The sequence below is a fragment of the Xanthomonas sp. 3075 genome (assembly GCF_014197275.1).
Taxonomy (GTDB): domain Bacteria; phylum Pseudomonadota; class Gammaproteobacteria; order Xanthomonadales; family Xanthomonadaceae; genus Xanthomonas; species Xanthomonas campestris_B.
Map to the genome: position 1 here is coordinate 1 of NZ_JACIFI010000007.1, position 5,977 is coordinate 5,977.

A 5,977-nucleotide genomic window follows, 5' to 3' on the forward strand; every position below is an offset into this window, starting at 1 on the left:
AGCTTCAGAAATTGCGAAAAATCCGAAGATCCAAACGCGACTCTCCGGAACGATGCGACATCCCGCACTCTCAGGCCTCATTGTTCAGACCTTCCCTAAACGGAATCGGCTTGCTGGTATCGATATGCACGGTGTTATTAGCATCGACTGGAATATTGCCGATCAGGTGAATACCGGATGGATCGTTGGTAGGCGTATTCATGCGTGAACATCCAGTCAGAGGGTGGACGAAGGCGGCGCACAGCAGCAGAGGGAGCACTGCACGGTGCGGCGGGATGCTAGAAGGTCGCACAGCCATGAAGCCACCTGCGGAAACGGAAGAACAGCCGACTACAGCGTACTACCTGCAATGCGCTCATGGTAGTGCGGGGGCGGTGTGGCGCGGTTCAACGCATGGCGGCTGCGTTCGTAGTCTCCCAGATCGCGCGCAGTCGGCGGATAGTTTGCCAAGCCATCGGCCCAGGTCTTTGCAGTACCAAGATCACCAAACCATCGCGCGCCAGTGAGGCAGGCTGCTGACTGGTCAAGCTTATGGGGTCGCCCTTTCTGCGTTGAGAATTACAATAAATAATTCGCTTCGCTTCGCTTCGCTTCGATTCTGCTCTGCTCTGCTCTGCTCTGCATACTTTTCAGCACTCTCTTCACAGGTATCGGGATAGTTATCAAATTTACTCTCGGGATATCCCCCGACTACCAATGCAACGCGGAAAAGCAACGAGCGACTGACCGCTTGCACCACCGGCGCCGCGCCTCCCTAAAGCACCTCCAGTCGGCGAATATCCGGCAGCTGCGTGGGAGCTGTTCGGTTGAAACTCACCCTGCTGGATGGGCACGCCCTGTCAACTCAACCGGCACACGGATGTCGGCACGCAGTTCGGCTTCGGCCACCGCTTCGGGATCGTCTAGATAGAGATAATGCAGCGGCGCATCGCGCAGCACGTAGCCGCTGTCGGGCAGCCACTGTGCGAGCACCAGGTCGAGCGCGTCTTCCAGCCCTGCATACGCGCCCACATGACGCAGCACCGCATGCGCGCCGCCATCGAGCTGGCGCAGGTGCAGCGGCGACGGCGGCGACAGCGCGGCGTCGAAGACCATGCCGCATTCGAACAGGTGCCGATGCGCCGGCACATCGCGGTGATCGCTGAGCGGCAGGCCGATCAAGGACTGCAGCTGCGCGATCACACCGACCCGCTCGGCCCAGGCCGCGATGCGGCCGAAGCCACGGTCCAGGTCGTCGAACGCACCGCGCTGGCGCAGCACCACCACTTCCAGCGGATCGAGCACCTGCACCAACACCTGCAAGGGCGCGCCGGACAGCTGCGGCGGCACCGAGGGCATGGCCAGTTGCTGCAGTTTCTGTGCGCGTGCGGCGGGCGCGTTGCGCAAGCTGCTCGGGCTGGCCTGCAGCACCGCGCGGAACGCACGTGCCAGCGCCTGCGGGGTCTGGTAGCCCACCGCCAGCGCGACATCGGTCACCGAGGTCTTTTGCTCGCCCAGCAGATGCAGCGCATAACTCAGACGCAGCCGCGCGATGGTCTGCCCCAGGGTTTCGCCGGCCAATGCGCGGTACACACGATGGAAATGATGCGGCGATTGCCGCGCCACTGCCGCCAGCGCTGCCAGATCCGGCAGCGGTTCGCCGGCGCGGATGACGGCTTGCAGATGTGCCACAACGCGCTCGACGCTGCGTTGCCGATGGAAGACGACCGAGGCTGCGGACATGGGCGATCCCTCTTGGAGGCCCACAGCATCACGCAGATCGGCGTGGCGTGCGGTCCCGATCTTGCGCAATGCGTCAGCCTGCGCGACCGCATGCCGGCAGCCCAAGCTCAGCTCGCTGGCGCTGGCGCTGGCGCTGCCGCACCGGCCGGCACGGTGGCTGTCCTCAGCTCACCACTGCGCCGCAGGCGTCGCCGGTCATCAAGATTGCCGTGCTCATGCGTCGGAGACACCCGCTTCGGCAAAGGTGGCCATGCCGTTGTGCAGGGCGCAGGCGCTGCGCAACAGCGGAATGGCCACTGCCGCGCCGCTGGCCTCACCCAGGCGCATATCCAGTTGCAGCAACGGCTCGGCATCCAGCGCACGCAACAACGCAGCATGCCCGCGCTCGTGCGAGCGATGCCCGAACACCAGCCATTCGCGCACGCCGGGATTGAGATGGGTGGCAACCAACGCCGCGGCGGTGCTGATGAAGCCATCCACCAGCACCGGAATGCCGGCCTGCGCAGCGGCAATATAGGCGCCGACCAACGCGGCAATCTCGAATCCGCCCAGCCGACGCAACCGCTCCAGCGGCGTGGAGGCATCGGCATGCAACGCCAACGCACGCGTGATCACAATCGCCTTGTGCGCGATGCCTTCGGCATCCAGCCCGGTGCCTGCGCCGGCCATCGCTTGCGGAAATTGTGACAGCAACGCGCAGCCCAGTGCAGCGGCGGCGGTGGTATTGCCGATGCCCATTTCGCCGCCGACAAACAGCTGCGTACCGCACGTTTTCGCCTGCGCAATGCTTTCGGCGCCGGCGGCGAGCGCGTCGCGCAGCTGCGTCGATGTCATCGCCGGCTGCTCGCAGATATTGGCGCTGGAGGGCGCAATCCATGCGCGGCGCACACGCGGCAAATCACCCGGGTCGTTGACCACCCCCAGATTCACTACTTCCAGGCGTGCGCCCAGCTCACGCGCCAGGACCGCAATGGCGGCGCCACCGCGAGCAAAATTGCGCACCATCTCGCCAGTGACCGCTTGTGGAAACACCGATACGCCTTCGGCGGCGACACCGTGGTCGGCGGCATAGACCGCGATCCAGATGCGCTGCACGGTGGGGTGTTCGTTACGCTGCCAGGCCGCAAATTGCACGGCCAGCTGCTCCAGCCGGCCCAGCGCACCGGGCGGCTTAGTCAATTGCTCCTGCCGCGCCAGTGCCGCAGCGCGCACGCGTGCGTCCGGCATGGCGCAGGCACCATGAATCCAATCGCTACTCACATCGGGTCTCCTTGCAACACGGTCGGCGATCCCGACACGACGAACACCACACGCCCGCACTGTAGCGCCAATGTCTGGCGCAGCCGGCCGGCCTCATCGGCCAGACGGCGCGCCAGTTCGCCCAGCGTCATGTTTCCATTCCGCCACCGCGTGCGGACCCGCACGATCTGCCCGAAAAGCCACGGCTAAACAGCACGCAGCGCATCAGCGTCGCGCACGAAGTCGCTGCTGTCGGGACAGCCGAACGGATGGCGCAGCCGCCGCATCGGCAACCCACTGATTCGCAACGGTCTGACGCAGCAAGCGTCTGCCAGATAACGGCCAGCACGCGGGTTTCTGAAACCGGCGCCACCACGGCACGCGTTGACTGCGGCGGAGCGTTAAGCGAAGGCCTGCGCGGTGGCGGCATGCATCACCTCACGCACAGACGGGGCGGCATCGGCATTTCTTTCAGCCGAATACCAGGTCGGCAGCAATCGGCAGCCGCGTGGTCGGCGTGCTCGACAACCACGATGAGCTACCGTCACCCGACGCCCAGGCACCGACTGCGCCCGCCTGCCAGCGTGCGCAATCGGTGCGTTGTTGTTACTGCGCCGCTTGGTAGCGGAAGGTCAGCAGATAGTTGCGCCCCGGCTGTGCATACCAGCGAGCGGTTTCGTACTGGCGATCGAACACGTTGTTGGCGGTGAACGACACCTTCCACTCCGCGTTCACCGCGTAACTCACGCGCAGATCGAGCAAGCCATAGCCGGCCAGGCGATCGGTGTTGGCCAGGTCGTCGTAACGCTTGCCGGAGCCGAACAGACTGGCGCCCACGCCGAATGCACCGAAGCTGCGGTCCGCATCGATGCGTCCGCTCTGCCGCGCACGCCGCGGCAACCAGTTGCCGTGGTTGATGTCGCCATCGGCCTGCGGCTGCAGCCAGGTCAACGCACTATGCACGGTCCAGCCGGCCAGTTCGGTGTCGTAACCGGCTTCCACGCCGCGGATGCGCGCCTGATCGATATTGTTCGGCTGCCCGAACGGATGCGCCGCATCCACCAACGACGCGTCGTAGGCGATCAGATCGTCGATGCGGGTCTGGAACGCGCTCAGCGTCCAGGTGCCCCAGCCGTAGCTACCGCGCAGGCCGAGCTCGGCGCTCTTGGAGGTTTCCGGCCCCAGTAACGGGTTGCCGAAATCGGGGTAATACAACTCGTTGAAGGTCGGCGCCTTGAACGCAGTGCCGTAGCTGGCGGTCAGGCGCAGATGTTCGGCGACATCCCAGCCCCACAGCAGGCTGCCGGTGGTCTTGCCGCCGAACTGGCTGTTGTCGTTGCGACGCAGGCTGGCCTGCAACGATTGGGCCCCGAAACTCTGCTGCCACTGCGCGAACGCGGCGCGGTCGATGCGGCTGTCGGCATCGTAGCTGTCGCTGCTGGCGATGGCGTCGCGCTGCCAGTCGAAGCCCACGCTGAGCAGGCCGGCGCGTGCATCGATGTCGGCCTGCAAGGAGCCCTGCTTGCGACGGGTGTCGTAGGTGGACACGTACGTACCGTCGTAATACGCATCGCTGAAATCGGAACTGCTGCCGACGCTGGCAGTGAGCTTGACCGCATCGGTGGGGGCGTAACGCACACGCCCGCCGGCCGCCTGTTGCACGCCCTTGGACAGGTTGCCGCCGAAGGCCGAGCCGTCGTATTCGTTGCGGCTCTGCGCGCGCAGTGCGTGCACGTCGGCATCCCACTGACGATTGAAGCGCCAGCCGCCCTGCACACTCAACGAATCGTTGCGATAGCCGTCGCGATCTGGATCGTAGTCGCTGGAACTGGTGTCCAGATAGGCATTGATGCCATCGGTTTCATCGTGCACCGCGTTGGCCGAATACCAGCCGCCACTCTCGCTCAGATCGCCCTGGCTGCGCCCGGCCACGCCTGCGCTGTAGCGGCGCGCGTTGTCGCTGCCGGCTGCCGCGCTGAAAGTCGGCACGAAGCTGCCTTGCGGCCGGCGGGTGAATATCTGGATCACACCGCCCATCGCCTCGGAACCGTAGAGGCTGGAAAACGGGCCGCGCACGATTTCGATGCGTTCGATCTGCTCGATCGGCAGATCCTGCAGCGCAGCGCCGCCCGAGGTGGCCGAGCCGATGCGCACACCGTCGATCAACACCACCACCTGGTCTGACTCGGTACCGCGCAGGAACAGCGAGGTCGGCTTGCCCGGGCCACCGTTGTTGGCCAGCGACACCCCGGCTTCGCCACGCAGCAGGTCCTGCAGCGAATTGACCTGGCGACGCTCGATCTGCGCGCGGTCGATCACCGTGACCGGCGCCAATGTCTGGTCCTGGGTCTGCGCGGTGCGCGAGGCGGTGACCACGACCTGGTCGAGATCGACGGCAGCCTCGGCCTGCGCCAGGTTGACCACGCACAGCGACAGGCCCACGGCCAATACGGCGCGCGGTGGCAAAACGGAAGAAAGGGACATCAACGGCTGCTCCTGGAACCGCACCTACCCGCGCGGCGGCAATGGGGGCGGCAGGCAGCAACGGGCCAGGCGTCCGACGCAGCAGCGCCAGACGATCAAGGCCACGCCCACCGCGTGCCGGGTCAGTCCCTCAGGCCGGTCTCCGGGCTCGCGAGTGGAAGCTGGCGCCTCCGATACCGCGCCTTCCCATGCAAGCGCACAGTGGCATATTGCGGCATCTGACCTCGCCCACCGTTGCGGGGGCAGCTCCGGAATTGCCTCTCGCCAAGGCGATGCGCGCACCGGATTCCCGTTTAAACCACCGACAAACCGGCAGTCACCTCAGGGGCGCGCATGGTAGCAGGATTGGCGCGGTGCCTCGCAGGTGTCTGACAGTCGGCGAGATCGAACGTCTGGCGACGTAGAGGTGGCGACAGTGAAGCGCTTGGCGTGCGATGCGGAATTCCTGATGAGGGGTGGCAAATGCGCCCTCATCCGCCCTTCGGGCACCTTCTCCCGCATGCGGGAGAAGGAGGAGAGTCACTATGAGGCG

At 65.4% G+C, this 5,977-nt stretch carries 5 protein-coding genes and 1 riboswitch; of the genes, 1 reads left to right on the top strand and 4 read right to left on the bottom strand.

Annotation, left to right across the window (positions count from 1 at the left end; translation table 11 throughout):
- The coding region (locus GGR62_RS20945) for a hypothetical protein (protein ID WP_221229102.1) at window positions 1–208 on the top strand (208 nt) is incomplete at its 5' end.
- Between the two features lie 605 nt (window positions 209–813).
- On the opposite strand, the gene GGR62_RS08280 is transcribed toward GGR62_RS20945, so the two are convergent.
- The 4 genes from GGR62_RS08280 to btuB form a co-directional block, all read right to left on the bottom strand.
- Window positions 814–1,722, bottom strand: a complete 909-nt coding sequence (locus GGR62_RS08280; RefSeq protein ID WP_184407442.1) for a GyrI-like domain-containing protein — start codon at window positions 1,720–1,722, stop codon at window positions 814–816.
- Between the two features lie 213 nt (window positions 1,723–1,935).
- Window positions 1,936–2,982, bottom strand: coding sequence for a nicotinate-nucleotide--dimethylbenzimidazole phosphoribosyltransferase (cobT, locus tag GGR62_RS08285; protein ID WP_184407443.1), 1,047 nt, complete (start codon window positions 2,980–2,982; stop codon window positions 1,936–1,938).
- Window positions 2,979–3,113: a bifunctional adenosylcobinamide kinase/adenosylcobinamide-phosphate guanylyltransferase gene (locus tag GGR62_RS08290; RefSeq protein WP_184407444.1), complete on the bottom strand. Its 135-nt coding sequence runs from the start codon at window positions 3,111–3,113 to the stop codon at window positions 2,979–2,981. Before GGR62_RS08290 ends, cobT begins: the two co-directional genes overlap by 4 nt.
- 454 nt (window positions 3,114–3,567) lie before the next feature.
- Entirely contained in the window at window positions 3,568–5,445 is a 1,878-nt protein-coding gene (gene btuB / locus GGR62_RS08295; protein ID WP_184407445.1) for a TonB-dependent vitamin B12 receptor, read from the bottom strand.
- A gap of 115 nt (window positions 5,446–5,560) precedes the next feature.
- Window positions 5,561–5,784, bottom strand: a riboswitch (cobalamin riboswitch).
- Window positions 5,785–5,977: the final 193 nt, after the last annotated feature.

What these genes read in the sequence shown, in the direction of transcription:
- GGR62_RS08280 (WP_184407442.1), bottom strand. Translation starts at nt 1,722, where the DNA reads ATGTCCGCAGCCTCGGTCGTCTTCCATCGGCAACGCAGCGTCGAGCGC.
- GGR62_RS08290 (WP_184407444.1), bottom strand. Translation starts at nt 3,113, where the DNA reads ATGACGCTGGGCGAACTGGCGCGCCGTCTGGCCGATGAGGCCGGCCGG.
- btuB (WP_184407445.1), bottom strand. Translation starts at nt 5,445, where the DNA reads ATGTCCCTTTCTTCCGTTTTGCCACCGCGCGCCGTATTGGCCGTGGGC.